The 26,238-nt window shown below is 49.4% G+C and carries 22 protein-coding genes; 13 read left to right on the top strand and 9 right to left on the bottom strand.

All coding sequences use genetic code 11. The features are described from left to right. Together ACN0UN_RS05625 and ACN0UN_RS05620 are read left to right on the top strand one after the other, a co-directional pair. Positions 1-1,488, top strand: coding sequence for a flavin-containing monooxygenase (locus ACN0UN_RS05625; protein ID WP_417659116.1), 1,488 nt, complete (start codon positions 1-3; stop codon positions 1,486-1,488). Beyond that, entirely contained in the window at positions 1,485-2,411 is a 927-nt protein-coding gene (locus tag ACN0UN_RS05620) for an alpha/beta fold hydrolase (RefSeq protein ID WP_417659115.1), read from the top strand. The genes ACN0UN_RS05625 and ACN0UN_RS05620 overlap by 4 nt, the downstream gene beginning before the upstream one ends. Here the strand turns inward: ACN0UN_RS05620 and ACN0UN_RS05615 are convergent, their stop codons facing one another. After that, positions 2,412-2,879: a nuclear transport factor 2 family protein gene (locus ACN0UN_RS05615; protein WP_417659114.1), complete on the bottom strand. Its 468-nt coding sequence runs from the start codon at positions 2,877-2,879 to the stop codon at positions 2,412-2,414. Positions 2,880-2,987: 108 nt separating this feature from the next. Between ACN0UN_RS05615 and ACN0UN_RS05610 the strand changes: the two genes are divergently transcribed. Next, positions 2,988-3,968, top strand: coding sequence for a diguanylate cyclase domain-containing protein (locus tag ACN0UN_RS05610; protein ID WP_417659113.1), 981 nt, complete (start codon positions 2,988-2,990; stop codon positions 3,966-3,968). Positions 3,969-4,003: 35 nt separating this feature from the next. Here ACN0UN_RS05610 and ACN0UN_RS05605 read toward each other — a convergent pair whose 3' ends face one another. Beyond that, positions 4,004-6,160 carry a TonB-dependent receptor family protein gene (locus ACN0UN_RS05605; protein ID WP_417659112.1) on the bottom strand — a complete coding sequence of 719 codons (2,157 nt, stop codon included), beginning with the start codon at positions 6,158-6,160 and terminating at the stop codon, positions 4,004-4,006. 200 nt (positions 6,161-6,360) lie between these two features. Here ACN0UN_RS05605 and ACN0UN_RS05600 point away from each other — a divergent pair, with 200 nt between their 5' ends. From ACN0UN_RS05600 to ACN0UN_RS05590, 3 genes are read left to right on the top strand one after another with little or no spacing between them, the layout of a single operon-like run. Further along, on the top strand, positions 6,361-7,341 hold the full coding sequence (locus ACN0UN_RS05600) for an LLM class flavin-dependent oxidoreductase (RefSeq protein WP_417659111.1): 981 nt from the start codon (positions 6,361-6,363) through the stop codon (positions 7,339-7,341). Between the two features lie 30 nt (positions 7,342-7,371). Beyond that, a complete protein-coding gene (locus tag ACN0UN_RS05595) occupies positions 7,372-8,616 on the top strand; it encodes an APC family permease (protein ID WP_417659110.1) in 1,245 nt (414 codons plus the stop codon). Positions 8,617-8,641: 25 nt separating this feature from the next. Then, positions 8,642-11,290, top strand: a complete 2,649-nt coding sequence (locus tag ACN0UN_RS05590; RefSeq protein WP_417659109.1) for an EAL domain-containing protein — start codon at positions 8,642-8,644, stop codon at positions 11,288-11,290. Here the strand turns inward: ACN0UN_RS05590 and ACN0UN_RS05585 are convergent. Genes ACN0UN_RS05585 through ACN0UN_RS05575 form a run of 3 tightly spaced genes read right to left on the bottom strand, consistent with a single transcriptional unit; the run spans position 11,276 to position 13,724 of the window. After that, the gene (locus tag ACN0UN_RS05585) at positions 11,276-12,565 is read right to left on the bottom strand and encodes an anti-phage deoxyguanosine triphosphatase (protein ID WP_417659108.1); all 1,290 of its coding nucleotides are present in this window, start codon (positions 12,563-12,565) and stop codon (positions 11,276-11,278) included. The genes ACN0UN_RS05590 and ACN0UN_RS05585 overlap by 15 nt on opposite strands. Before the next feature lie 6 nt (positions 12,566-12,571). Continuing rightward, positions 12,572-13,234: a class I SAM-dependent methyltransferase gene (locus tag ACN0UN_RS05580; protein ID WP_417659107.1), complete on the bottom strand. Its 663-nt coding sequence runs from the start codon at positions 13,232-13,234 to the stop codon at positions 12,572-12,574. A gap of 4 nt (positions 13,235-13,238) precedes the next feature. Next, positions 13,239-13,724: a YajQ family cyclic di-GMP-binding protein gene (locus ACN0UN_RS05575; RefSeq protein ID WP_128352760.1), complete on the bottom strand. Its 486-nt coding sequence runs from the start codon at positions 13,722-13,724 to the stop codon at positions 13,239-13,241. A gap of 178 nt (positions 13,725-13,902) precedes the next feature. On the opposite strand from ACN0UN_RS05575, the gene ACN0UN_RS05570 reads away from it, so the two are divergent. The 4 genes from ACN0UN_RS05570 to ACN0UN_RS05555 all read left to right on the top strand — a co-directional run bounded on the left by ACN0UN_RS05570 (position 13,903) and on the right by ACN0UN_RS05555 (position 18,294). After that, positions 13,903-14,805: an alpha/beta fold hydrolase gene (locus ACN0UN_RS05570; RefSeq protein WP_417659106.1), complete on the top strand. Its 903-nt coding sequence runs from the start codon at positions 13,903-13,905 to the stop codon at positions 14,803-14,805. Beyond that, the gene (locus tag ACN0UN_RS05565; protein ID WP_417659105.1) at positions 14,805-15,866 is read left to right on the top strand and encodes an aspartate kinase; all 1,062 of its coding nucleotides are present in this window, start codon (positions 14,805-14,807) and stop codon (positions 15,864-15,866) included. Before ACN0UN_RS05570 ends, ACN0UN_RS05565 begins: the two co-directional genes overlap by 1 nt. A gap of 86 nt (positions 15,867-15,952) precedes the next feature. Continuing rightward, entirely contained in the window at positions 15,953-17,233 is a 1,281-nt protein-coding gene (locus ACN0UN_RS05560; protein ID WP_417659104.1) for an O-acetylhomoserine aminocarboxypropyltransferase/cysteine synthase family protein, read from the top strand. Between the two features lie 92 nt (positions 17,234-17,325). Continuing rightward, on the top strand, positions 17,326-18,294 hold the full coding sequence (locus ACN0UN_RS05555; protein WP_417659103.1) for an alpha/beta hydrolase: 969 nt from the start codon (positions 17,326-17,328) through the stop codon (positions 18,292-18,294). Positions 18,295-18,307: 13 nt separating this feature from the next. On the opposite strand, the gene ACN0UN_RS05550 is transcribed toward ACN0UN_RS05555, so the two are convergent. The 4 genes from ACN0UN_RS05550 to ACN0UN_RS05535 all read right to left on the bottom strand — a co-directional run bounded on the left by ACN0UN_RS05550 (position 18,308) and on the right by ACN0UN_RS05535 (position 23,075). Then, entirely contained in the window at positions 18,308-19,648 is a 1,341-nt protein-coding gene (locus ACN0UN_RS05550) for a DASH family cryptochrome (RefSeq protein WP_417659102.1), read from the bottom strand. A 3-nt stretch (positions 19,649-19,651) separates the two neighbouring features. Beyond that, positions 19,652-20,758, bottom strand: coding sequence for an NADH:flavin oxidoreductase (locus ACN0UN_RS05545; protein WP_417659101.1), 1,107 nt, complete (start codon positions 20,756-20,758; stop codon positions 19,652-19,654). Positions 20,759-20,819: 61 nt separating this feature from the next. Beyond that, a complete protein-coding gene (locus ACN0UN_RS05540) occupies positions 20,820-22,466 on the bottom strand; it encodes a M48 family metallopeptidase (RefSeq protein WP_417659100.1) in 1,647 nt (548 codons plus the stop codon). 15 nt (positions 22,467-22,481) lie between these two features. Beyond that, positions 22,482-23,075: a LemA family protein gene (locus tag ACN0UN_RS05535; protein WP_417659099.1), complete on the bottom strand. Its 594-nt coding sequence runs from the start codon at positions 23,073-23,075 to the stop codon at positions 22,482-22,484. An 81-nt stretch (positions 23,076-23,156) separates the two neighbouring features. Between ACN0UN_RS05535 and gmk the strand changes: the two genes are divergently transcribed. From gmk to spoT, 3 genes are read left to right on the top strand one after another with little or no spacing between them, the layout of a single operon-like run. Then, a complete protein-coding gene (gene gmk, locus ACN0UN_RS05530) occupies positions 23,157-23,798 on the top strand; it encodes a guanylate kinase (RefSeq protein WP_417659098.1) in 642 nt (213 codons plus the stop codon). A 44-nt stretch (positions 23,799-23,842) separates the two neighbouring features. Next, the gene (gene rpoZ / locus ACN0UN_RS05525; RefSeq protein ID WP_128352770.1) at positions 23,843-24,118 is read left to right on the top strand and encodes a DNA-directed RNA polymerase subunit omega; all 276 of its coding nucleotides are present in this window, start codon (positions 23,843-23,845) and stop codon (positions 24,116-24,118) included. 5 nt (positions 24,119-24,123) lie between these two features. Further along, positions 24,124-26,238 (top strand): bifunctional GTP diphosphokinase/guanosine-3',5'-bis pyrophosphate 3'-pyrophosphohydrolase, encoded by a 2,115-nt coding sequence (spoT, locus tag ACN0UN_RS05520; protein ID WP_417659097.1) that lies wholly within the window; start codon positions 24,124-24,126, stop codon positions 26,236-26,238.

Here is a 26,238-nt window from a genome sequence, read left to right as displayed (position 1 = left end):
TTGGAATCGACCGCGCTACAGCCCCTTGAAGTCGCTATAATAGGTACCGGTTTTGGCGGGCAAAGCGCTGCCATTAACCTGTTAAATCAGGGCACGCAACACTTTGTTATGCTTGAACGGCGCAACTTTATGGGCGGCACCTGGTGCCAGAACAGTTACCCGGGCGCCCAAGTGGACGTGCAATCACCGCTGTATTCGTTGGCATGCGAACCTTATGTGTGGTCACAAATGTTTGCCACGCAACCAGAGCTCGAAGCCTATACCAAGAAAGTGATCGCCAAGTATAAGCTGCGCGACAAAGCGATTCTGAATTTCAACGTTACGCGTCTGACATGGCTTGAAGACACATTATGCTGGCAAATTGATAGCGACACGGGGCAACGTTTATTCGCACGTTCGGTTATTAGTGCCCAAGGGCCATTGAGCAATCCGGTTATCCCCGATTTTCCAGGGCGCGATGAATTCAAAGGCAAGAGCTTTCATACCAATAACTGGGACCATAGTTTCGATTACACCAATAAGCGCGTTGCGGTTATCGGCAGTGGCGCCAGTGCTGCGCAAGTTATTCCAACCATTGCACCGAACGTTAGCCATCTGCATGTATTTCAGCGGTCGCCCCATTGGGTATTGCCGCGCCCTGATCGAATATTCTCACCCTTTACGCGCAAGTTGCTGGGTATTAAACCGATCTATCAGGCGCTACGAAAAGCCATTTATTGGGGGCTTGAATGGCGCGTGTTCGCCTTTAAATATGCCCATGGGCTGATGCGCTTTTTCGCACAGCGTCCGGCGCTCAAGCACTTGCGCAAGCAAGTTCCGGATGCCGACCTGCGTCAGAAACTGACGCCTGACTATACCATTGGCTGTAAACGTATCATCGTATCCAACACTTTGTATCCCGCGCTTGGCCGCGAAAATGTGACGCTACACGACAAACACGATGGTATTGCGCGCATCACGGAAACCGGTATTGAAACGACGACGGGGGCCAAGCTTGAGCTTGATCTGATTGTTTATTCAACCGGATTTGACGCCACTGACGGTGCCATAGGTTATGACATCATTGGCCGCAAAGGGCAGCATTTGAATGCGTTTTGGCATGAGTTTCCGCGAGCTTACTTGGGTACCACAATGCCAGGATTCCCAAATTTGTATTTGGTGACTGGGCCCAACACCGGTATCGGCCACACATCGGCTATATTTGTGATTGAGTCTCAAATGAAGTACATCATGAAATTGCTCAACTATGCGAAACAACAACACGCGCAAGCTGTTGAAGTAACGGCGCAGGCGGAAGCTGAATACACCACCATGGTGCATCACGAAATGCGTAAAACGGTTTGGCATAGTGGCGGGTGTAACAGTTGGTATAAGAGTAAGAGTGGACACGTTATTGCGATGTTTCCAGGTTTTAGCTTTGTGTATCGGTTGTTGGCAAGCCGCTTGAAGCCGAAACACCATCAGCTGTATAAGCAGGAGCGGATATGAAAAAGTTTATTGTCACCACGCTGGCGCTGGTTTTCGCCGCTTGGCTAGCAACCTTACATCCGCGCGTTGGGCTGGCTTTTTATGATGCGGTGGGTGCACTTGAAGCACGTATCTACGGGTTCGAAAAGTTGTCGGTAGACATTGGCGACATGCAACTTTCAGTTTATGAGCGCAACTCCGAGCAGGCGCATAAAACCATTATCTTGCTGCACGGCTATACCGCCTCAAAAGAAATTTGGTTGCGCTTTGCCAATCGCCTGAACCCGGAATACCGCGTGGTGATTCCAGATTTGGCGGGTCACGGTGAAACCGGGTTCTTCAGCGGTTGGTCATACCGAGCGTCAAGCCAAGCGAAACGTGTCGCGCAATTGATGGATAAGATTGGGGTAGAACGGGCAACGATTATTGGCAACTCTATGGGCGGCATGATTGCAGCTAATTTTGCTATTATGTACCCACAGCGCGCGACGTCTATTGTGCTGTTTAATCCGGCAGGCGTTACCCCGCCGCAACCCAGTGTCACCGAAGCAATGTTCGCCGCCGGTGAATCGCCGTTTGAAATTGATTCCCAACAGCAATTTTTTGACTTTTATAAGCTTACTATGGCCAAGCCACCCGTTGTGCCTGACTTTGTATTACGCGGCATGGCGCTACGGTATAGCGAACGCAAGGCGGATTATGCACGGATTGCGCAAGACTTTCGATTCCATGACCAGTTAGATGGCAGGCTCAATCAAATTAGTACCCCAACATTAATTGTTTGGGGCAACCAAGATAATATCTTAAGCCCTTCAGCAGCCCCAGTATGGCATCAGGGAATTCCAGGTAGCCAATTGCATATTTTTGACGGCATCGGTCACATGCCGATGGTAGAAGTGCCGAACGAATCGGCACAACGGGTTCATGCTTTTTTGGCTGAGTGATTACTCAGTTGATGACTCAGCGGTGCGGGTGGCATTCCAGTTAACTGCTTGCCAGCGGTTGTCACGTTGCACAAACACACCACTGTTTAAGAAGGTTTGACGCGAATAACCCGCGTTGGTGTCCGTGTGGGCAACGAGCGTAAAGTTCACCACCGCCGTTGGCCCGAAAAAGCGAATTTCTACATCTTCTGCGGTGTAATAGCTGGTGAGTGGCTGTTCGGTAATTTCACCAGACGCGTGCACGCCGCTCATCAATTCAGCTTTGCCAAAACGTTTACCTGATGAACTGGTGTACACCAACTCGTCTGCCCAAAATGCCTCGTGAATTGCAGCACTGTTGATACTGGCACCTTCCATGAAGGTGTGTAAAGTTTTGGTAATTTCTTCCCGAGCCTGTTCATGCATCGTTTCGGTAGCCCAGCTAGCGCTGCTGCAGAGTGTAAGCAATAAGGCGATTAGGGTTTTCATGTTTTCCTCACAACGTCCTATGATTTAGGGGCTATAGTTAATAGCATTATTTTTAATTCAATGAAACTGTGTTAAAAAGGTGTTGAAAAAAATGCAGGGTGGCAACGGGTGAAACAAAATCCATTTAATCAAGAAGAGCTGATGCTGTTTTTCGAACAGCTCTGGAAGAAATCGCTGAATCCATTTTGGGTCTGCAAACCCATTGCGGACGATTTCGAAATGATTATAGCGAACCCTGCAGCGCAGGCTTTAGACAAGCGGCAGACACCGGGAGCCAAATTCTCAGAACTGATCACGCACTCTGCTTATTCACCCGACATTCTCTCCGGTTATTATGAATGCTTGGCGACTAAAGAGCCTGTCGAATTTGAGCAGACAGCGAAACACAAGGGTAAAGAATTCGTGTTCCGCACCTTTTTGGTGCCGATTCTTGATGACGATGAGAAGGTCACCCACATTTGGGGCACGTCACATAACTTAACTGATTTTTTGGATCCACAGCGTGAACTGCTGGCACTAAACCAGCTGCTCGATGCGAAAGTACGTGAACGCACAGAACAATTAAATCAGGCCATGGAGAAATTGGAGAAGTTATCCATTACCGATGAGCTAACTCAACTCGCAAATCGCCGGTATTTTGATAAGGCCTTGAAGAAGGAAATTGCGCGCGCCAAGCGTACAGCCGGAACATTGGCTTTGATTTACTTTGATATCGATTACTTCAAAACCTTTAACGATACCTATGGCCACAGCGCGGGTGACCGTTGCTTGAAACAAGTTGCTAAGGTTTTAGCTGCGCATGCGAAACGCTCTGCGGATGTGGTTGCCCGTTATGGTGGTGAAGAATTTGTGATGTTGCTGCCGAATTTGAATAAACAGCAAGCGCTAGAAGTGGCAGAGTTGGTTCGCCGTGACATTGCCAAGCTAGAACTATATAACGAGAATGCACCGGCGGGCCAGATTACGATGAGCGCAGGTATTGCTGTTGTTCAAGACAACTTTACCGCAGACGACTTGCTAAAATTGGCCGACGACGCGCTGTATCAAAGCAAAGCCGACGGCCGTAATCGAAGTCTAGTGGCCGACTAGTTTCCGCGAAACTAGCCGACCCACGTGCAGACCTTTTAAAAGCTGTATTCCAAACCAACAGAAACTGTTTGTGGTTTATTCGGGCGAGCACCGTGCGGTGTGCGCGATACAATACGCTGTTGGTCAAACAAGTTATCCACTTTCAGGAACACGGTCGCCTGTGAGCTGAGTGGATAACGGCTGATCAAATCCACGACGAACACTGACTCGGTGTAGCTAAATGGAGTGGTTTCGCGGTTGCAACCAACGCGCACGCAAGTTTCGTCCATGTATTTTGCGACCACATAGTTATTCCAACCTGAAGCATGCTCAATACCCGTTCTGAAGCTCATAGTATGCTCTGGAATATCTGCTAAACGGTCACCATCTTCCACGCCAGTAAGAGCGTTATCAGCACTGATTTCAGCGTTGCTGAGCGTGTAGTTGAAGTGCGCAGGAATCACAAACTCACCAGTTTTCCACTCGTTACCGAGCTGAAACTCAATTCCTTGAACCACGGCTTCGCCGGTAACGTAGGTTCCTGAAGTCGCCCCGTTGCTGCACGGGCTAGCCAACGAGCAAACTTCAGCTTGGTTGTTGAAGTCACTACGAAACGCCAAGGCCTCAACAAACCAGCCATCGTTGTAGCGTACACCTGCTTCATAGTTGGTGCTGGTTTCTGGTTCGTCGGTTTCGGTTGCACCGCCGCCAATTGGTGAAAACCCGCGGTGAATACCTGCCAGTACTTGCCAGTTGCTGTCGATGTCGTAAGTGAACGATGCGCCTGGTAACCATTCTTTTGTATGATTCGAACGGAAACTGCCCGGCTCAGAGCGATCGACCACGTCAAATTGCTCACGGAAGCTTTTCACGTCTTCGTAGCGCAACGCTAGGTTGACGAATAAGTCAGTGGTTACTTGCCATGCGTCTGTAATCCAGAAGCTGCGTGCATCGCCACCTTCCAAACGGTTATTACTGCCGGTTGGTTCAATGATGCTATCGAAGACTAAACTGCCGTTTACCTGATCAAATACTTCAACAGGCTGGAAGCGATCAAGAGTGTCGTTATGATCGCGCACACCCACGTTCAAGGTATGATCGGCTAATAATGTGGTTAAGTTCAATTCAACGCCATAGGACTCATAGGCACGATTACCATGCGTGTAGCGTAAGTCCTGCACGTCCATGGTGCCGTCTAGAATTGCTTGGGCAGTTGCGTCACCCGCATTGGCAGCATTGATAAACGAGCTGGTGCTGGTTTTGAACCAATCACGTTGGTATTCATTGCGATAGGCTATTGCGCGCAGGCTTGAGGTATCCGTTACGTCCAAGCTGTAAGTTAGTGAGAAACCTTTGTGGCGATTCGCCATTTGATCGATTTCTGATAAACCGTAGCGACGATTTGGATTTTCAGCGAAGTCAGCGTCGGTTAAGCCAGCATAAGTTTCATTTGAGACTTGCTCTGAATATTGTACTTTCGCTAATAAGCTTTGGCGTTCGCCAGTCCAGCTAAATTTGAGCAAGTAATCTTCGATGTCGAAACCCGCGTCACGTGAGCTGCGGTCAATCTCTTTAAAGCCAGCACTGCTGCGTTGTACGGTATCAATTAAGAAACCAAAATCACCAGAACGTCCGCCATAGTACGCATGAATGTCTTGGCTATTAAATTCACCCATTTTTGCCACAACTCGGCCACTGTTCTCCTGGGGGATAGGGGTGGTCAACATGTTGATTACACCACCGGTGGTTTGCGGACCATAACGTAACAAAGGTGCGCCTTTTAGCACTTCAATGGTGTGCATGCGATAGGCTTCAGGGAAGTAATAAGCAGCTGGGTCAATGTATGGTGCTGGTGCAATCATGACACCATCTTCCATGAGGGTTACCTTACTGCTGCGACCGCCTGCGGCAGCTCGAATACCGATGTTAGGGCGTAAGCCTTGACCGTCTTCTTCACGGATGTAAACACCCGGTACGGTCTTTAATAACTGATTGATGTCGGTGTTCGCTTCAATAACCAACTGCTCGTTATCAATTACTGCACTGGAGCCTGCGAGCTTACGGGCATCATCTTTACTGCCCACAATTTGCAGTACTTCATAAATTTTCTCGTTGGTATCTGTTTCTGAGCTAGGTACTTCGGCAGCGTAAGCTGTTGATAACGACAAGCCAAGCGCAGCGAGCAAAGCGGTGGCGACATACGTAGGTTGCATTGAGTTTCCCCCAAATGAAGCGATTGATTAGGGTGCGAAGTATAAATAATAACGATTCGCATTTGCAACCACAAATTTTATAAGGGTTCTGTTTTTAATCAGTTGGTAACGAAATTACGCTATTCTTAAGTCGATGTTCTGCCGCCATCTTTGTTAGGATGCTCGGTAACATAGCGATGCATTCATGAATGGGAGCCCAGATGGCAGTAATTTCTGTATTAGATTTAGCGCCAATTACCGTCGGCGGTAGCGCTGCAGTATCTTTAAAGAACTCAGCAGATTTAGCCGAGCATGTTGAGCGCTGGGGGTACCATCGCTTTTGGATGGCAGAACATCACAACATGACAGGTATAGCCAGTGCAGCCACCGCGGTCGCCTTGGCTTATGTGGGTAGCCGCACCCGTACTATACGCATCGGCGCCGGTGGCATTATGTTACCCAATCACGCGCCGCTAATAGCTGCTGAACAGTTTGGAACGCTCGCGGCGCTATACCCTGATCGTGTTGATTTAGGTTTAGGGCGCGCGCCAGGAACCGATGGTGCGACATTAAGAGCGCTGCGGCGCAACTATGACAGCGCAGATACGTTTCCTGCTGATGTGCAAGAGTTGCTCATGTATTTGGATGAACCCAAGCCTAACCAGAAAATAAAAGCGATACCGGGTATGGGCTCGAAGGTGCCAGTGTGGCTGTTGGGATCGAGCTTATTTGGTGCCCAATTAGCTGCGCAAATGGGGTTGCCGTATACTTTCGCCTCGCATTTTGCCCCCGACTATTTACAGCTGGCGCTAGAGGCTTACCATAGCAATTTTCAACCGTCAAAATACCTCGATAAACCGTATGCGATGGCGGCAATCAATGTCTTTGCAGCGGATACAGAGCAGGCGGCCAAGCGCTTAAAAAGTTCCATGCAGTTACAGTTTATGGCGCTGCGTCAAGGCAACCCTGGGCCTTTACCTGCGCCAATTGATGACATTGAGAGTCAGGTTGATCCAATGGCTTTGGCGGCTGCAAATCATGCACTTAAATATACTGCCACGGGCACGCCCGATCAGGTGCATAAGTACATGCGCGATTTTGTTGCGGCCACCGGTGTCAACGAGCTGATGTTAACCTGTCATGCCTTTGATCATGACCAGCGTTTGAGAAGTTTCGAGATAGCAAAAGATTGTCATTTTTAACACCTCAACTGAATTAGAAGGATAGCTAACATGGCCAAACACCAACAATTAGTGCGCAGCACTGCGCTAGGTGGCGCAATTCTGCTGGGGCTAGGCTCCATTATTGGTACTGGTGCTTTTGTCAGTGTCGGCTTTGGTGTTGAGCTAGCCGGTGCGTGGGTAGTTTGGGCCATCTTAATTGCAGCAGCTGTGGCAACCTTTAATGGACTATCCAGTGCACAACTGGCTGCGATTCATCCGGTTAGTGGTGGCACCTATGAATATGGCTATCAATTTTTGACGCGTCAGTTGGGCTTCACCGCCGGTTGGTTGTTTGTATTGGCTAAAAGCGCCAGCGCTGCCACTGCCGCGTTGGCGGTAGGCTACGCATTACAAAGTTGGCTCGCAGGTCCTGCGTGGCTCGCCCAGGTGATTGCTGGATTCACCCTGTTAGTGTTTACGCTATTGGTGTTGGGCGGCTTGCGTCGATCCAACCGCGCGAACGCTATTCTGGTGCTGCTTGCCATCGCGGCGTTGGTAATATTTATAGTTTCGAGTGCCCAACTACCCATGCCTGTTGAACAATTGGCTCAATCAGAGCCAACCTGGCAGAATTTATTTGCCGCAGCGGCTTTATTATTTGTGGCATATACTGGCTATGGGCGCATTGCCACAATGGGCGAAGAAGTCCAGAATCCACGCCATGTTATTCCACGAGCAATTATTGCTACTGTGCTGGTGGTTACAGTGCTGTACGCTGCCATCGGCTGGGGTGTATTGCATTATGTTCCGCTGACTACGACGGCAGATTTTGTGCTCGCCACACTGATGCCTCGTGGCATTTGGCAGCAATTGGTTGCCGCCGGCGCTGTGGTTGCCATGTGTGGTGTTATTCTGAATTTGATTTTAGGGGTATCGCGCGTTGTGTTGGCGATGGCACGCCGCAACGATTTACCCGTGGCTTGGGCAACATTGAATGCCGAGCGTACCTCGGCACCTGCAGCCGTTTGGGTAACCTTTGCTGTCATGCTGGTGATCGTTTTGGTGGGTGATTTACGTACTGCATGGTCATTCAGTGCATTTACGGTGTTGGTGTATTACAGCATTACCAACCTGGCTGCATTGCGCATTCCGGCAGAAAAACGTTTTGTTCCGCGCTGGATTTCAATTTTAGGGCTTGCCAGCTGCCTAGCTTTAGCCGTATTTATAGAGTTGAAAATTCTTTTTAGTGGCTTGATTCTTATTGGCCTTGGTTTACTGTGGCATGCTTATCGAGCGGCACGAAATAGAACGTAGAATCTAACCAAAAGGACAGCATCGCGTGATTGAACACTTGGGTTTTGTTTCGATCATCAGCGGATTAATGTTGGTGACGGCAGCCGCTTGGGTGCTGGCTATCATATTTTGGCGTCGGGCTCGGCGCCAATCGAAACACCTGCAAGCTTTTATTGAAGCTGAATACGACACCTTAAGTTCGCTTGCGCAAGACCGCTCGCTGGCCGAAAAGCTTACCGACATTTGCGAATTGGTTGAGTTACAGATTAAAGACTGTTTTGCATCGGTGATGATGGTTAACCGAGAAGGCACAGCGCTTAATGCTGTTGCAGTAAATACATTACCGCCGGAATTCATCAAGGCGTTGCAAAATATTCCGACTATCGATGGCGTTGGGGCATGTGGTACAGCGGCCGCATTGAAACAGCCCGTTATTGTCGAAGATATGCAGAGCGATACACGCTTTGAATTATTTACCACCCTTATGGAACACTACAAATTAAAAGCCGCTTGGTCGATACCCGTGTTTGCGCCCGGCGATAAACATTTACTGGGTACCTTCGCACTTTATTCCTCTCAGGCACGCGTTCCATCTGAAGCCGAGTTAAAGCTCATTGAGCGCAGCCGCGACCTAATTTCTTTAGTGATCACCCAGCACAATGACCGCATAGAACGCGAGCGCAGCGAACAACATGCGCTGTCGTTGTTTACGCACAACCCCGAGGCTGTATTCACACTGGACCGCGAAGGGCGTTTTATGAGTTTGAACAACGCTGGCGAGCAGTTGCTGGAATTAACTGAGCAACAAGTAGTTGGTCAGCATTATGAAATGGTGGTGTTGGAAGAAGACAAAGCACGCACTAAAGAGCATTTTGAAACCACCAAACAGGGCGAACCCCAGCATTATGAAATTCGAATTTTTAATAACCACGGGCAAGCTAGGCAAATCGAAATTACCAACATGCCGATTATTATTCATGGTCAAATTACCGGTGTGCATGGCATTGCAAAGGACGTAACCCAGCAGCGTGATTATGAAGAACGCTTGCAAATACTCGATCGCAGTGTTGAAGCCAGTACCAATGGGGTAGTTATCAGCGACGCGCGCAAGAAGGGCTTTCCAATCATTTACGTGAATCCGGCGTTTACGCTAATGAGCGGCTACAGTGCCGACGATATGCTAGGGCGCAACTGTCGGATATTGCAGGGGCCAACATCCGATCCAAATACGGTGCGAGAAATTGCCAGTGCGTTGCGTGCTCAAACCGAAATTCGTTGCACCATTCGTAACTACCGAAAGGATGGCACACCATTTTGGAATGAACTTATTATTTCACCCGTACGTGATAGCAACGGCGAAGTAACTCATTTTGTTGGTCTGCAAAATGATATTTCAGAGCGCGTTGAACGCGAAGAAAAGCTGGCATTTCACGCTGAGCATGACGTGTTAACAGGGCTACCAAACCGAACCGCACTCGAGCGATTTTTACAACAAGCGGTGACGATGAGCGAGCGGCGTATTTACGTACTGTTCATCGATTTGGATGGCTTTAAACCAGTAAATGACAGCCTAGGACACGAGTGCGGCGATCATATTCTGGTGCAAACGGCTCAGCGACTTCAGCAAGTGACCTCGGAATCTGATTTGCTTGCACGCTTTGGTGGCGATGAATTTGTTGCGGTTGTTCAGAGCTTGCCTGACGATGACAGCGTGATGAAGTTTGCGCGTACAATTTTGGCTCAATTTGATCGTCCTTTCGTTTATGACGACGCCGAAGTGAGTTTGTCAGCAGCAATTGGTATTGCTAGCAGTGAGTTAGCGGTTAAGAATCCCAATGAAATGATTCAACATGCCGACGTGGCCATGTATGAAGCGAAACGTCGCGGTAGCAACACCTTTCAATGGTTCTCGCCTGATCTCGATTTGGGAACACAGCAGCAAATTACGTTGCGTGCTCAGTTGCAAGAAGCGATTCAAACGCACCAGTTCGAGGTGTTCTATCAGCCGATTGTGTCACGTAATGGAGCCGTAGTGGCCGTTGAGGCGCTGTTGCGTTGGAAGCACCCTGAGCGTGGCTATGTCTCACCAGCAGAATTTATTCCACTCGCCGAACGCACTGGACAAATCGTTGCGATGGGCCATTGGGTGCTTGAGCAAGCGTGTAAAGACGCCGCACGATTGCGCGAGGCGGGCATAGCGCAGGTAAGTGTGAATTTTTCACCCATGCAATTTTACCGTGACGATTTTATTGAGTCTGTGGCCAAATTGGTGGCGCAGTACAAAATTCAGCCCAACCAGCTGATGGCCGAAATTACCGAAAATGTACTGTTACGTGATTCAGCGAGCGCATTAAAAATGATGGCTGACTTGCGTGATTTAGGGTTAGAAATTGCGCTTGATGATTTTGGCACGGGCTTTGCGAGTTTGAGTTATTTGAACGTGATACCGGCGCAAAAACTCAAAATTGATCGTTGTTTTGTGCAAAACATTGAAAGCAACACCCGCAATGCGGCAATTACCCGAGGGGTATTGACCATGGCCGCAGAACTAGGCATTTCGGCGGTTGCGGAAGGTGTTGAAACTGAAGCAGAGCGCGATTATTTAACGCGTTATGCATGCGACTACATGCAGGGCTATTTGTTCTGTCACCCGCAACCCATCGATACGTTGCTGGAGTGGCTAGACCACAAATAAGTTTCGATACATCCGTTCGGCGTAGTCGTCGGTCATACCCGCAACGTAGTCACACAAAATACGGTCAGCTGCCGTTTTATCCTGGTCTTGTTGCGCATTCTGCCAGCGTTCGCGGGTGTTGCGAGGCAACAACCGAAGCGGCTCAGTATGCAGTGCGGTAAACAAATCAAGCAGCATGTTTTGGCTGCGATAGCGCAACTGCTGGATTGACGGTTCATTAATCACGTGTTCAAACACCACGTCTTTTAAGCTTTTTAGCAGGTAGGCTTCATCTTTCGGCAACGTGGCGTTAAATCGAATAAGTGACTCTTCGGCCTCGGGCAGCACTTCTTCAAGGCGCACCGTGGTGACAAAGATATTCACCAATGCCCCTATCGCGTTTTTACGTAAATGATGTTCACGCGCAAACAACTGGTGCCCGAGATCTTGCATCAACTGCGCGAGCTTTTCTGGCAACTGATTAATCACGGTATCAACGTGCGCATGCCATTGGCTTTCACTTAAGGTTCCGGTTACTACAGCATCTTCTAAATCATGCACGCCATAAGCTATGTCATCGGCTAATTCCATCAGCGAGGCATCTAAGGCTTTGTGTATGGACTTTTGCCAAGGCGCCTGCTGTAAAGGCGTTACTGCCTGGAACAGTTCGCGGTCTGCCGGTGAAAGCGGCTCTAATACCCAATCCAGCAAATCAGCGTCACATGCGAACAGCGCTTTAGCTGGTTTCCACTGCGCCAAACTGCCGGGGTGCTCAAGGCCTTTTGGAGCCTGTAGTTGCGGCATCAATACGGGGTATTTTAATAAACCGAGCAATGACCGACGGGTTAGGTCCATACCATGTTCAGGGTGGTAAGCTTCGAGCTTACCAACAATACGAAATGTTTGACCGTTGCCTTCAAACCCACCGGAACCCAGCATTTTAAAATGCAGCGCGGCTTCACCACCATGCCCGAACGGCGGGTGACCGATGTCGTGCGCCAAGCAAAGGGTTTCCATGAGGTTCAAGTCAGGCAACATCGGCTTCAACTCTGGCGCGCACACTTGTTGCAACTGGTTAATTAACGAGGCGCCAATTTGTGCAGCTTCTAAACTGTGCGTTAGTCGGGTGCGGTAAAAGTCATTTTCACCCACGTTCATGATTTGAGTTTTAGATTGTAACCGCCGAAATGCAGCCGAATGCAAGACGCGCGCACGGTCTCGTTGCCACGGGCTGCGAAGATCACCGGGACGATTTTCCGGGTCGCCAGAGCGACGTTGTTGCCAATGAGAAGTCATGCGTTGCTATCCTTGGTCATGCGGTTTTCTAAAAATTACCACATCGCGTGGGTAAATAGTCAGTTCAAGCGCAAACTTTGTCGCTAAGTAGCGAAACGTTTGTTCGTGGAAAAAACCAATATGGGTTGGGTCATTTCTATACGTCCAACCTTTGAATCGTTCAGCATCAAGCCAGCGTTGGGTCATGATGCCAAGATAACCACCAGGCTTTAAACATCGGATTAGGGTGTTAAAAACTTCCAGCGGCGCAGCAACATGTTCAATGACCTCGGTACACACAACATAGTCATAGCTGTGGCGCAGACGCTCCGGTCGGTTGTCATAGTAAATATCATACGTTGTACAGGGCATTCCGGCTTCAGCGAACATGCTACTTAATGTCGGGCCTGGACCACTGCCAAAATCTAATCCGCACGCGCCAGCATCAAGCAGCTCGAACATGGGCTCAAAAATTCGCGCCAAAAACTGGCGATACTGCGGATCATTTGGATTGTTTTCATGCAGGTCATAAACCGACTTTTCGGCTTCAGAATCAAGTTGAAACCGTTGCGGCACGTGCACCAGTTGGCACTGCTCGCAATGATAGTACTCTCGTCCGCTAAGCGCACCACGCTGTTGTTGATAAAACAGCGTGGTGCGCAAATTGCCGCAAAGCGGGCACGCTGGCATTGATCTAGTCGCGAAAGTTCTCAAACTGCAGCGGCAACTCGATATCGGAGTTTTTCAACAACGCGATTGCTTGCTGCAAGTCGTCACGTTTCTTGCCAGTAACGCGCACTTTGTCACCTTGAATAGATGCTTGCACCTTGATTTTACTTTCTTTTATTTTCTTAGTTATTTCTTTGCCCAGCGGCTGGTCAATGCCTTGCTTGAACGTTAACGCCAGGCTGTAAGTTTTGCCGCTATGGGTTGGTTCGTCCGGCATTTCGATACCCGCCATGCTGATGTTGCGTTTGGCACAGTGGTTGTTAAAAACATCTTGCAGTTGGCGTACTTGAAAGTCGGACTCTGAGGTTAGTGTAACCGTTAGGTCATTCAATTCGATAGTGGCTTCTACGCCGCGAAAATCGAAACGTGTGGTGATTTCACGGGTTGCATTATCCACCGCATTTTTCAATTCAACTTTATCGATTTCAGAAACAATATCAAAACTTGGCATGGTTGTTTGTCACCTGATTATTAACTTACATACTTGGATTATCGCAATAAGTCGCGCGTTATACAAAAGCATATCAAAAATTATGGATTTATTCTTTTTGGACATCTAAACGGCCATATTGATATTGTGAGCAAAAGCCGATACATTAGCGTCATTCAATTTTAATGAGGTTTACTTAATGACCCAAGCATCAATTGCGCCAGCTGTTACGCACCGCTGCCCAGTGCCGGGTGGTGTGCTGTACGTTAATGAACTCGGTGATGGGCCGTTAGTATTAGTGCTGGGAGGTATCTCGGGCGACCGCGATGCCATCACGGCTTCCGGAGATGGTTGGTGGCAGGGACTTGCTGAGGCAGTGAATCCGGGCAAATTTAAGGTAATTACGGTTGACTATGCTGGTGGCAATGGCGCATCGGACGTTGACGCGCTGCCCACCACAATTGCCGAGCAAGCGGCATACATCAGTACCGCTTTGCAAGAGCTTGATTGGATCGAGTTTCATGCCGTTGTAGGTGGTTCTTATGGCGGCTTGGTAGCACTGGAATTAGCTCAGGATAAACGGCTGCAGTTCGAACGTGTGGCGGTGATTGGCGCTGCCCATCGGCCGACCGCGCAAGCAGTGATGTTACGAGCACTGCAGCGCGAGTTCGTGCGCTTGGGCGATGCCGCCGGACAGCCCGAACGTGGCGCGCAATTGGCGCGTGCGCTGGCAATGCTAAGCTATCGCAGTGCAGATGGGATGGACAAGTATTATCCCAATCCAAAAGATGCCGTCGCGTACATTGAAAGTCGTGGTCTGCGCACGGTCGAACGTTCGCTACCCCGTGCGCGGCAATTGTTTGAGATTTTTGGGCCAGCCCTTGATGATTACCGGATTGAGCCATACCACATTGAGCAGCCGACCTTGTTGATTGGTTTTGATAGCGATCAACTGGTTCCACCGAGTTTGTTGCATGAATTTCACGCTGCGCTGCCAGACGGGCGCGGTTGTCATATTTTGCCCTCTACGTATGGTCATGACGGCTTTATTAAGAACACTGCCGATTACGCAACTGTTCTTGCACACTTTTTGGAGTGCTAATGCAACTCATGCAAACCAAGCAACTCGCTATTATTGTGGTTGGTTTAGGGAACATTGGCCGAACTTGGTTGCGTGACTTTGCCCACCGACTGCCAGCCTCAGCTTACGTGCACGCGGCAGCAAACTCAAAACGCCTATGGTTATGGCCTTTACCCGAGAACTATCAGCAGCAACGTGAGCCTGATGGTGTAGATCAAGCCCTTGTGCGCGAAATTACCGCGGTAAACGCACGTAGTCAGCCCGTTGTGGTGTTGGACTTAACCGCATCAAAGGCGGTCAGCCGAGCCTATCCGGATTGGATAGCCGCTGGTGCGAATATTATAAGCGCCAATAAATATGCTGGCTCAAGTCGCCCTGACTATTATCAGCAAGTGCGGCAGGCGCTGCGCGATCACCAGCGACACTGGCTCTACAACACTACAGTGGGCGCTGGGCTACCCATTCAGAAAGCGATTCGTGAGCGGCTCGATTGTTGTGATCACATCACCGCAATGGAAGGCAACTTTTCCGGTTCTTTATCGTGGATATTCCAGCAGTATCGCCCTGGCGATAGCCTTTCGCATTGGCTGCGCAAAGCTGCCGATTTAGGTTTAACTGAACCGGATCCGCGCACTGATTTAAGTGGTATGGATGTAGCCCGCAAGCTATTGATTTTGGCGCGGGATGCTGGCTGGTCGCTTGAGCTCGCTGACGTTCATCTACAGAACCTGGTCCCGTCTGCGCTGCACGAACGCAGTGTTGAGGAGTTTTGGGAACAAGGTGAGCTATTTGATCATGCATTTGAGCAGTGGCGTTTGCAGACATTCCCTGAAGCCAGGCAATTTTGCTATATCGGCAGCGTAAATCAATCCAGCTCAGGGCATATTAACGCCGAAGCTAGCCTGGTTCCCATTAACACCGATTCGCCCTACGCCCATTTGCCGCCCGGTAATGCGAATTTCATTATTCGCAGTCAACAGTACCAGCACAACCCGTTAATCATACAAGGGCCGGGGGCTGGACCTGAAGTGACAGCCGCGGGCGTGCACAGCGATATTCTGGAACTGCTCAAACAAATCTAAATAATGCTTGCACCATGATAGCTTTTAACTATTATAGACGTCTAAACGTATAAACATCTATGTTAAATCTATTCAAAGAGGGCGTCATGACTGCATCCTATCAACCAGCCACATTAGCAATTCATCACGGCTATGAAACAGACCCCACCACCAAGTCGGTTGCGGTACCGATTTACCAAACTGCGGCTTACGAATTTGATAGCGCGCAGCATGGTGCGGATTTATTTGATTTGGTCGTGCCGGGGAACATATATTCGCGCATTATGAACCCGACCAATGATGTTCTGGAGCAGCGTGTGGCAGCCCTTGAAGGGGGCATTGCCGGGTTGGCTGTTGCATCCGGTATGGCAGCCATTCATTACACGCTGCTCACGTTGGCGAAGCAGGGTGACAACGTTGTTACCACGCCGCAAATTTACGGTGGAACTTATACGCTATTTGCGCACCAGCTTCCGGCTTTAGGCATTGAAGTACGCTTTGCAAAAGACGACTCTCCGGCTTCGTTAGCGGCGCTGGTCGATGACAAAACCAAGGCTCTATATTGCGAAAGTATCGGTAATCCTGCCGGCAATATAGCCGATATTAAAGGTCTGGCAGCGGTTGCGGAACAGGCGGGTGTGCCTTTGATTGTGGATAATACGGTCGCAACCCCTATCTTGTGCCAACCTCTAGCGCTGGGCGCGCATATCGTGGTGCACTCGTTAACCAAGTATATTGGTGGTCATGGCACCACGGTGGGTGGCATTGTGGTTGACGGCGGACGTTTTGACTGGACGAAGTACGGTCAAAAATTCCCACAATTTAGCCAGCCGGAACCTGCGTATCATGGCGTGATTTACAATGAAGCGTTTGAGGCCGCTGCATTTATTGCGAGAGCGCGCACTGTGGCTCTTCGCAATACCGGCGCTGCATTATCCCCCTTTAATGCCTTTTTAATTTTACAAGGTCTGGAAACTTTAGAGGTGCGGATGCAGCGGCACTGTGAAAACACGCAACGGGTGGTTGACTACTTACGCCAGCATGAAAATGTGGATTGGGTTAACTATGCTGGTACCTCAGATCACCCCCATTATCACCTTGCTCAAGCGACAATTAAGGGGGGATTACCTGCTTCGTTGCTAACTTTTGGTATCAAAGGCGGCTATGAAGCTGGGGTGAAATTTTATGATCAGCTGCAGCTGTTTAAGCGTTTAGTCAATATTGGTGACGCTAAATCATTGGCGTGTCATCCAGCGTCGACCACGCATCGTCAGCTAACCCCAGAGGAACAGGCGCAGGTTGGCGTCAAGCCTGAAGCGATACGTTTGTGCGTGGGCATAGAACATATTGACGATATTCTCGCTGACTTGGCACAAGCCCTTGCCTAATTAACGCAACGTAAAGACTGTTGGCGTTACGTAAAGAAGTGATATTATCGGGGAATATATCAATTGTCAGATAAGCATGTTGAGGTTCCCCGATGTATCGCAAGTTGTGGTTTGGATTGCTCGCTGTCACCCTCTTACAAGGGTGTGCTACCTATGTTGAGCATAAATTATTAAATCGGGTTGAGCCTTTAGGTATTCCTGCCAACATGCCAGAATTTATTGCCGAGCTTGGTGGTGAATCCCGTCAATTTTGTATGCCCCATCTGGGTGGCTGCACCGAGTATTTGTATGGTGCGCCAATTAAGGGTGAAAACGGTCGCAAATTTTCGTTTACTGCGGTTGGCGAAGATAAAACCATGGAATACAAGTTGGCTTTAGACCGTAAACAAATTCCCGAAGCACGCCGTGGCACCATGGTGATGCTACACGGTTATGGCGGCAGTAAAGAAACCATGTTCTTTCTTGCAGATTACTACCGTTTTATCGGTTTTCATGTGGTTATTCCGGATTTAAAAGGTCATGGCGGGTCGTCGCATGATGCACCTGGTTTCGCTGTTGAAGATGCTGACATGATCACCACGTTAATTGACTCACTGCCAGCGCGCGAACGGCCGCACCCGATCTATTTAACCGGCTTTTCGATGGGTGCCTTGGCGGCGGTACATGTGGCGCGACAGCGTAACGATATCAGCGGTATGGTTCTGTTAGCACCGATGCGTCAATTTGAAGATGCGGTTTATGAAGTCACTAAGATGACCTACAAAAACACCAGCAAAATTGTTTCTGAAAACTCGATTCGTGAAGGTGTTCGCAATGCTCTTGTTACTAAAGAAATTGATCCGTCGTCTTTAGATTTGCACCAGGTGTTGCCGCCAGTAAAAATTCCAACGCTAATTCTCGCAAGTGATGTCGATCCGGTTGGCCCCTATGATTATTTTGAATCGCTGAATTCGCGTTACGTGACGGTGAAATTAATTCAAGATAGACACCATTTCTTAATGGGGATCATGGATCCGAAAATGCACGAGCATTTGTACACCTGGCTGCAAAAACAGCGCTAAGTGCATTTAAGAATTAGCGTATTGGCCAATCAGCAGCATCGCTGTGATCGAGATGCTGCTCGTGGTCGTCACCTTGCCAGCGTTCGATAAACTCGCGCTGTGGGTCGTAGGTTGCGGTTTGCTTGCTCAGATCAAACCAACGATGGCCGCGCGGGTCGGCACCAACACCGGCTAAGTACTGCCAGTTGCCCCAGTTTGCTGCAACGTCATAATCAACCAGCTGCTGCTCAAAGTAGGCAGCACCATAGCGCCAATCTAATCCAAGTTCATGAACAAAGCAGCTGGCGACTAATTGTCGGCCGCGATTGGAGATATAGCCAGTGGCATTGAGCTGCTTCATGCATGCATTCACGATTGGGTAGGGTGTATTTCCCTGGCACCATTTTTGGAAGCGCCCAGAGTAAAAACTCGTTTTAGGTCGGCGTCCTTGAATACCACCTGCAGCAAATAGTTGGTTGCCGTAATACTGTGCATACCAATGAAAATATTCGCGCCATAACAATTCAAAAAATATCCAATAGGTACTCTCATTAGCGCCTTGCAGGGCTTCATGATGGTCTAATTGCGCCAGAGCTTGTCTTGCCGAGACTGAACCGTCCGCCAGCCATGGCGAAAATTTGGTGGAGTGCTGCCAGGTATCCAGCGCGTTACGGGTGACTTTATAGCGCTGCGCAGCGTCGCCATTAAAATAGCCCTGAATATGCTGCATACCCGCCGAGCTACCCCCAGTAAAAGGGCTGCTTTTATTGGCTTTCATTGGTGTTCGAACAGTCGGGTACCCTAAGCGGTTTGGCTTGGGCGGTAACGACGCGGGAGCGGGTAACGGCGCTTTGATGGCTGGCCGTAAGGTGTTGCTTTCGACATATTTGCGGAATTTCGAAAACGATGCCGGAAAGCTCTCAGTTTGCGGCGGCATGATTTGTTGTAGTTGCGCGCGCTCAAACAAGGTACTGGTGTCATCTTGCACGTAGTCTAAAAAAGGGTAGCGGTCGCGCACAATATCAAAGTAGTGGCGCTCGTAAGCACCAGGCTGATGGCTACGATAAATGGCGTCGACACCAAATTCCGCAATCAATTTAGCGACGGCATGCAAAGGCGCTTCATAGGAAACAAATAGGCGCTGACCGAGCGTCTGCAGTTGGTTGTCTAGGTCGGTCAGGCTTTGTTGTAAAAATTGCCAGCGTAGCTCGCCCATACTGCGCAGCCCGTAACGATTGGGTTGAAACCATTTCGGGTTCACACAGTATAAGCAAATGAGTTGCTGACATTCTTGAGCGGCGTGGTGCAGCAACGGGTGGTCGTTGGTACGCAAATCATTTTCAAACCAAATTAATCCCACCCGGTGCTTAGTCATTGGCTACACCAGTTCTTTCAATGCGGCCTTGCTGAATGCTTCAACCTCATCTTCACGGCCATCACGCATTTTTTGTAGCCAATTTGGGTCTTGCAGTAGCGCGCGCCCAACAGCAATGAGCTCGAATTCGTGGTTGCCCATCCGTTTAACGAGCTCATCAATACCTGACTTTTCTACCGCCGGTTTGTCGGAAGCAAAGGTACCGCTGATAAAGTCTTCGGTAAGGCCAACGCTGCCTACCGAAATAGCCGGTTTACCGGTTAGCTTCTGCGTCCAACCGGCTAAGTTCAGGTCAGACCCTTCAAATTCTGTTTCCCAGAACCGGCGCGTTGAGGCATGGAAAATATCCACACCCGCGTCAATCAACAGGTCGAGCAATTCTTTCAGTTGTTCCGAAGTAGTCGCTAACTTGCCGTCGTAGTCTTGCTGTTTCCATTGCGAAAAGCGAAATACGATTGCAAAGTCCTCGCCGACAGCGGCTCGCACGGCACGTACAATTTCGCAGGCGAATTTGGCGCGGTTCGCGAGCGAACCGCCATAGCTATCGTCACGCTTATTGGTGCCTTCCCATAGAAACTGGTCAATTAAATAACCGTGCGCACCATGAATTTCAACACCGTCAAAACCTGCATCCTTTGCCTGCTTGGCTGAGTCAGCAAAGGCAGCAACCACGTCATCGATATCCTGCTGGGTCATGGTTACCCCGTTTGGTTTGCCGGGTGCGAACAACCCAGACGGGCTATAGGCTGGCGCAGCATTGTCATCTTCAGGCTTACGGACGCCGCCCACGTGCCATAATTGCGGAATAATTTGCCCACCTGCTTGATGCACCGCATCCACGACACGCTTCCAACCAGCCATTGCTGATTCACCAAAAATATGGGGCACATTCGGGAAGCCGCTGGCACCCGGATGATTGATTTCAACGCCCTCGGTGATAATCAGGCCTACTTCGCCTTCGGCACGACGCTGGTAATAGCGCACAACTGCGTCATTAGGTACGTTGCCGGGAGAAAAGCTGCGCGTCATCGGTGCCATAACAACGCGATTACGCAGGTTCAGTGATTTACATGAAAATGGTTGAAGTAACGGGGATAAATCGGTCGACATGATAACTCCTTGAATCAGTCTGGTGATGGCATTACGGAATAACCCAGCAAAACGATCGTTGTTAGGCGTTATTCAGCATCTCATCGGGAAGGGGTTCTTCAATGCAGGCACATAACGTTGCAACGAGTTTGCGCTCGGTATCTGAGATATGTTGGTCTGCTGTGACAGTTTCAACCCATTTCTCCACCAGCGGCTGCTTTGCGCGTGGTGACCAGCTTTTACACGTATTGAGCGCCTGTTCAAGTTGACGAAAGTCGATGGCTTCTTTGCGTTCAGCGCGCTTCAGCGCAACGACGGTTGCGGCAAAGGCTTCCGCATTATCAAGCTTCACTCGGAATCGTTTGTCTTTGGTCAGCTGGCGGGCCAGTAGCTGGTAAAGGCACCAATGGAATAAGTCGCCACTTTGGTCAAGGCGTTCGAGATCTTGCAGCAGCGCGAGTCGGTCTGAGTCTTTTGCCACGCGTAGTGCAGGGATTGAAAGTTCAACTAATGCTAATTGCTGTGCTGGCGTCAATGCCGTTAAGGTCGGGTGCGTTTCACCGAACAACTGACCCACTACCATGTCACGAATAAACTGTGGTGCCTGTTGCGGCGATCGCGCTCGCTCAAGCAATAATGCTGGCAACGCTAACATTGCTAAGCGATTCAGTGCGGATGGTTGCGACTCGCTGGCTTGCTGTTCAGTTTCTGACTGAGCCATGGCCTGCTTGGGTTGCGGGTAGCGACCATTCCAACTGGGTTGAATGCGTTTAATACGTTTGTCCAGCGGTGGGTGTGTGGCCATTAAAGTTAGCCAAGAGCTGAGCGCTTGGCCAAAGAATAGGTGGGCTGTTTCATCTGCATTGGCATGGGCAATGCGGCTGCCGTGTTCACGCGCCCCAATTTGTTGCAGCGCGCCGGATAATGCTTCTGGGTTACGAGTAAATTGCACGGCTGCGGCGTCAGCTAAATATTCACGCTGCCGACTTACCGCCGACTTAATTAAATTGCCAAAAAACACACCGATGTAGCCGATGATGAATAAGGCTAAGCCAACGAGTGGTAACGCATTGCCATTACCACGTCGGCGGGCACTGCTAAAACGCGCTGAATGGATAAATATTCGGCCCACATGTGCAATTAAAAGAATACCTGCAAGCGCGGCAATTAAGCGAATATTAAGGCGCATGTCGCCATTCAATATGTGACTGAACTCGTGTGCGACAACTGCTTGCAGTTGCTCACGCGAAAAAGTTTCGACCGCACCGCGGGTTAAGCCAATCACAGCATCTTTGGTCTCATAACCTGCGGCAAAGGCATTGATGTTACTTTCATTGGGAAGCAAATAAACCGCCGGAACCGGCATGTTTGCAGCAATTGCCATTTCTTCGACAACGTTAAGAATACGTCGCTCGAGTGAGTCGGTGGTATCCGGTGAGATGCGTTGCCCACCCAAGCTTTCAGCAACCACGTGGCCACCGGGCTTAAGGCTGAGCCACTTGAATAGCATGGCCAGTAAAATGCCACCGCCAACTAACAGCACCACCCAAGCGATGGGTTCCCAACTGAAGTGGTACTCCCCGTTTTGTTGCACTGCAACACCACCGAAAATAGCAGCGGTGACGAGAGCAACGAAACCGATAATCAACGTAAAGGCAATCAGAAACAGCACAATCAGCAGGCCGGTGTTGCGCTTGGCCTGCTGTTGGTGTTCAAAAAAGTTAACCATGCTAAGCCACTCGCTTTAAAAATTGACTTTCGGTGCGGCCTGAATCTCGGCGCTGTCCGCAAATTCAAGCAAGTTAGCGTCTTTGCTATGCCCAAAGAAGCTTGCAAAAACCACTGGCGGGAATGACTGGCGATAGGTGTTGTAGGTCATCACCGCATCGTTAAATGCCTGTCGTGAGAATGCCACGCGGTTTTCGGTACTGGTTAACTCTTCACTAACCTGCATCATGTTTTGGTTGGCTTTTAAATCTGGGTAGGCTTCCATCACCACGTTCAGGCGGCCAAGCGCGCCGCTCAAGGCTGACTCTGCGCCACCGAGCTGTTGCATGGCACCCGCATTGGTTGGATCTTTTGCCGCATCAGGTAATGCTGCGGCAGCTTGATTCCGCGCCGAAATAACTGCTTCAAGTGTTTCACGTTCGTGCGTCAAGTAAGCTTTTGCTGTTTCAACCAAGTTAGGGATCAGGTCATAACGACGCTTCAGTTGCACTTCAATTTGCGCAAAGGCGTTTTCGAATTGATTTTTAAAGCGTACCAGCTTGTTGTAGATGCCAATTAGGTAAACCAGCAACACTACTACTGCAATGATAATAATCCAGCCTGTAGTCATCCCGTTTCTCCGCTCTAGTTATTTGTCTATGCAACATGCTATGCTTTGCCGTTATTAGCAAGCCAATCAATGTAATTATTCATGACAACACCAATCGCTAACGGCAACTTGTTTATTTTGGCTGCTCCAAGTGGGGCAGGTAAATCCAGTTTAATTCGTGCGTTGCTGGAACGCCATAGCCATGACAGCATGCAAGTGTCTGTGTCGTGCACAACCCGTGCGCCACGCCCTGGTGAAGTTAATGGTGAGCACTATCACTTTCTTACCGAAAACCAATTCAAAGATAAAATAGCTAATAATGAATTTTATGAATGGGCGCACGTGTTCGGTAATTACTATGGTACCTCGCGTACTTACATTGAACGCACGCTAGCGCAAGGCATTGACGTTTTTCTGGATATCGATTGGCAGGGGGCACGTCAGGTTCGCGAAGCGCATCCAAGTGTCCAATCAATTTTTATTATTCCGCCAAGCCTCGAAATTCTTGAACAACGCCTGCGCAGCCGTGGGCAAGACAGCGACGAAGTTATTCGCTCGCGTATGGCAAAAGCGCAAGCAGAAATGTCGCATTATCATGAATTTGAATACCTGTTGGTCAACGACAAATTTGAGCAAACTCTGGCGCAACTCGAGCATATTGTATTTGCGCAGCGGCTTAAGTTAGGATTACAACAAGTGCGGCATGCTGCTAAACTCAAAGATCTCTTGGCGAATGACGGGTAAATCCGTATAATTCCTGACCCGTTTTGCACATAGTTGGAGTAAACATGGCTCGCGTAACTGTAGAAGATGCTGTTGACCGTATTGGCAACCGATTTGATTTAGTGCTGGTATCAGCACGTCGTGCCCGCCAATTGGCAACCCAAGGCAAAGAAGCTTTGGTACCTTGGAAGAACAATGAAAAAGCCACAGTTGTCGCCTTGCGCGAAATTGAAGGTGGATTTATTGACGCGAAGCGTTTGGACGCTGAAGAGCGTACTGAAATGGCGCAAAAAGACGCTGAAGAAATGGCAGCCGTTGACGCAATTCGTGGGCTTGAGTAAATCGGGTGTATTTGTTTGAAGGCCTCAGGCAACAGCTAGCTGAGTATTTGCCACCGGAAGAGGTGGAGCGCGCTGCTGCGGCCTTCAAATTAGCCGCCGACGGACACAAGCTACAAAAACGCCATAGTGGCGAACCTTATATTACCCACCCAGTTGCTGTTGCAGGCCTGTTGGCCGACATGCGACTCGATCACGAGACCATCATGGCAGCATTGCTGCATGATGTGATTGAAGATACCCAATATACCCAAGAAGATCTTGCTGAACAGTTTGGCTCCACCGTTGCCGAGTTGGTTGAAGGTGTGTCTAAGTTGGACAAGTTGCAGTTTCATTCGAAAGAAGAGCTGCAAACTGAAAACTATCGCAAAATGATCATGGCGATGGTGCAGGACATACGGGTAATTTTGATCAAGTTAGCAGACCGCACGCACAATATGCGTACTATAGGGCACTTGCGGCCCGAAAAGCGTCGCCGAATAGCCCGCGAAACGCTCGAAATCTATGCACCACTTGCTCATCGTTTGGGTATTCACGATATCAAGAACGAACTTGAGCTGCTGGGCTTTCACGCCTTGCATCCATGGCGTGCGAAACTACTTGAGTCAGAAGTTAAAAAGGCCCGTGGTAACCGACGTGAGTTGGTTGAGCGGGTGCAAAAAGAAATTGAAAAGCGCTTGAAAGACGTTGGCATTAAAGCGCGCGTACTTGGCCGAGAAAAGCACCTCTACAGCATTTATCAGAAAATGCGCGATAAAGAGCTTAAGTTCGAGCAAGTGATGGATATTTACGCGTTCCGGGTGATAGTTGATGAACTTGATACCTGCTATCGCGTTCTTGGTGCGTTACACAACCTATATAAACCCATTGAAACGCGCTTTAAAGATTATATAGCGATTCCAAAGTCGAATGGCTATCAGTCGCTGCACACGTCGTTAAAAGGCCCACACGGTATACCCGTTGAAGTTCAAATTCGTACCGAAGAAATGAACTTAATGGCAGATCGTGGCGTTGCAGCGCACTGGCTTTATAAAACCGATGAAAGCACCGGTACGACCGCACAGGTTCGCGCGCGGCGCTGGATGCAGAGTTTGCTTGAGTTGCAGCAAAGCACCGGCAACACCTTTGAATTCATTGAAAACGTGAAGTCCGAGCTATTCCCTGAAGAAATTTATGTGTTTACGCCTGAAGGGCGCATTATTGAGTTACCGCAAGGGGCAACGCCTGTTGATTTCGCCTATGCCGTGCATACCGATATTGGTAACACCTGCATTGGCGCGCGTGTTAATCACAAGGTGTATTCGCTATCGAAGCCTTTAGAAACAGGGCAAACAGTTGAAATCAAAACGGCGCCAGGTTCCCGGCCAAATATTGCATGGTTGAACTTTGCGGTTACCGGCAAAGCGCGGGCGAAAATTCGCCAGTATCTGAAAGGCCAAGAGTCACGCGAAGCCGAACATTTAGGCGAACGATTGTTGCGTGCAGCTTTGGGCCCTGTGAACTATGATGAAATTCCTGCAGCAGACTTCAAGCGTGTACTAAAAGAAGTGAAACTAGACGACGTGCCGGCATTGCTGCGTGAAATTGGCTTGGGCAACATGATGTCGATAGCCATCGCAAAACGGTTACTTGGCGAACTGGCCCAACTCAAAGATGAACAAGCTGCTTCGATGGCGAAATCCACGTTAGCCATTCGCGGTGCAGAAGGTTTGCTGGTTAGCTTTGCAAAATGTTGCCGACCAATTCCTGGTGACGATATTATTGCCCATGTAAGCCCCGGCAAGGGCTTGGTTGTGCACCGCCGTGAATGTAAAAATGTGCGCGGCTATGAAGAAGAGCCCGGCCGTTATTTCCCCGTGCAGTGGGAAACCAACATGGACGCTGAATTTACAACTGAAGTGCGGGTGGAAATTGTGAACCACCAAGGCGCTTTAGCCAAACTTACCGCATCGATATCAAGTACTGGCTGCAATATTCATGGCCTAAAAACTGAAGAGCTCGATGCTAATGTCTACTACATTGATATCGCACTAAGTGTGCGCGATAGAAAACAACTCGCCGATGTTATTCGCCACATTCGAAAAATGCCGAATGTGCAGCGTGTATCGCGACTAAGGAAGTAA

The organism is Pseudidiomarina sp. (genome assembly GCF_048267825.1).
GTDB lineage: Bacteria > Pseudomonadota > Gammaproteobacteria > Enterobacterales > Alteromonadaceae > Pseudidiomarina.
Note: the sequence above shows the minus strand (reverse complement) of the source record. Positions and strands in the feature narration are given on the sequence as shown.

Excerpts from the sequence above, each read along its gene's own strand:
- ACN0UN_RS05580 (WP_417659107.1), bottom strand. The coding sequence starts at position 13,234 with ATGCCAGCGTGCCCGCTTTGCGGCAATTTGCGCACCACGCTGTTTTAT.
- ACN0UN_RS05560 (WP_417659104.1), top strand. The coding sequence starts at position 15,953 with ATGACTGCATCCTATCAACCAGCCACATTAGCAATTCATCACGGCTAT.
- ACN0UN_RS05550 (WP_417659102.1), bottom strand. The coding sequence starts at position 19,648 with ATGACTAAGCACCGGGTGGGATTAATTTGGTTTGAAAATGATTTGCGT.
- ACN0UN_RS05575 (WP_128352760.1), bottom strand. The coding sequence starts at position 13,724 with ATGCCAAGTTTTGATATTGTTTCTGAAATCGATAAAGTTGAATTGAAA.
- ACN0UN_RS05555 (WP_417659103.1), top strand. The coding sequence starts at position 17,326 with ATGTATCGCAAGTTGTGGTTTGGATTGCTCGCTGTCACCCTCTTACAA.
- ACN0UN_RS05535 (WP_417659099.1), bottom strand. The coding sequence starts at position 23,075 with ATGACTACAGGCTGGATTATTATCATTGCAGTAGTAGTGTTGCTGGTT.
- ACN0UN_RS05545 (WP_417659101.1), bottom strand. The coding sequence starts at position 20,758 with ATGTCGACCGATTTATCCCCGTTACTTCAACCATTTTCATGTAAATCA.
- ACN0UN_RS05595 (WP_417659110.1), top strand. The coding sequence starts at position 7,372 with ATGGCCAAACACCAACAATTAGTGCGCAGCACTGCGCTAGGTGGCGCA.
- gmk (WP_417659098.1), top strand. The coding sequence starts at position 23,157 with ATGACAACACCAATCGCTAACGGCAACTTGTTTATTTTGGCTGCTCCA.
- ACN0UN_RS05565 (WP_417659105.1), top strand. The coding sequence starts at position 14,805 with ATGCAACTCATGCAAACCAAGCAACTCGCTATTATTGTGGTTGGTTTA.
- ACN0UN_RS05540 (WP_417659100.1), bottom strand. The coding sequence starts at position 22,466 with ATGGTTAACTTTTTTGAACACCAACAGCAGGCCAAGCGCAACACCGGC.
- ACN0UN_RS05585 (WP_417659108.1), bottom strand. The coding sequence starts at position 12,565 with ATGACTTCTCATTGGCAACAACGTCGCTCTGGCGACCCGGAAAATCGT.
- ACN0UN_RS05615 (WP_417659114.1), bottom strand. The coding sequence starts at position 2,879 with ATGAAAACCCTAATCGCCTTATTGCTTACACTCTGCAGCAGCGCTAGC.
- rpoZ (WP_128352770.1), top strand. The coding sequence starts at position 23,843 with ATGGCTCGCGTAACTGTAGAAGATGCTGTTGACCGTATTGGCAACCGA.
- ACN0UN_RS05620 (WP_417659115.1), top strand. The coding sequence starts at position 1,485 with ATGAAAAAGTTTATTGTCACCACGCTGGCGCTGGTTTTCGCCGCTTGG.
- ACN0UN_RS05600 (WP_417659111.1), top strand. The coding sequence starts at position 6,361 with ATGGCAGTAATTTCTGTATTAGATTTAGCGCCAATTACCGTCGGCGGT.
- ACN0UN_RS05605 (WP_417659112.1), bottom strand. The coding sequence starts at position 6,160 with ATGCAACCTACGTATGTCGCCACCGCTTTGCTCGCTGCGCTTGGCTTG.
- ACN0UN_RS05570 (WP_417659106.1), top strand. The coding sequence starts at position 13,903 with ATGACCCAAGCATCAATTGCGCCAGCTGTTACGCACCGCTGCCCAGTG.